Source organism: Mesorhizobium sp. M2D.F.Ca.ET.226.01.1.1, from assembly GCF_004022705.2.
Taxonomy (GTDB): Bacteria; Pseudomonadota; Alphaproteobacteria; order Rhizobiales; family Rhizobiaceae; genus Mesorhizobium.
The window spans coordinates 1-354 of sequence record NZ_RZOY02000071.1 but is presented as its reverse complement, the minus strand read 5'-3'; the positions used below and the strand labels follow the sequence as shown (position 1 = coordinate 354).

Sequence of the window (354 nt, the reverse complement as noted above, 5' to 3'; positions counted from 1 at the left end):
CCTCGTCCTACACCTTCACCAACAAGAATATCGGCGCCGCCGGTGCAGGTCGCGTGATCGCGGTCGGCGTGGCAGTGAACGTCTCCAACGTAGGCACGCCTCGAAGCATAACTGGCGTCACGGCCAATGGCACGGCAATGACGGCCGGCGCCTCCCTCACAGGAGGCTCTACGGGTCACGGTTCGGTTGCGTGGTTCTACCTAACGATAGCATCAGGAACGACGGCAACGTTCGTCGTCACCACATCCAGCGGCGTCACGAACTGCACAATCGTCACCTACAGGCTGTTCCCCGTCAGCAGCTCCCACATCGATACTGTTGCGTCGTCAGATGCAGGTAACTCTGCAGTCGTAA

The 354-nt window shown here is 59.9% G+C and carries 1 protein-coding gene; it reads left to right on the top strand.

Annotated elements, in window-relative coordinates; all coding sequences use genetic code 11:
- A partial coding sequence (locus EN869_RS34895; protein WP_210237973.1) for a hypothetical protein occupies positions 1-354 on the top strand: 354 nt, incomplete at both ends.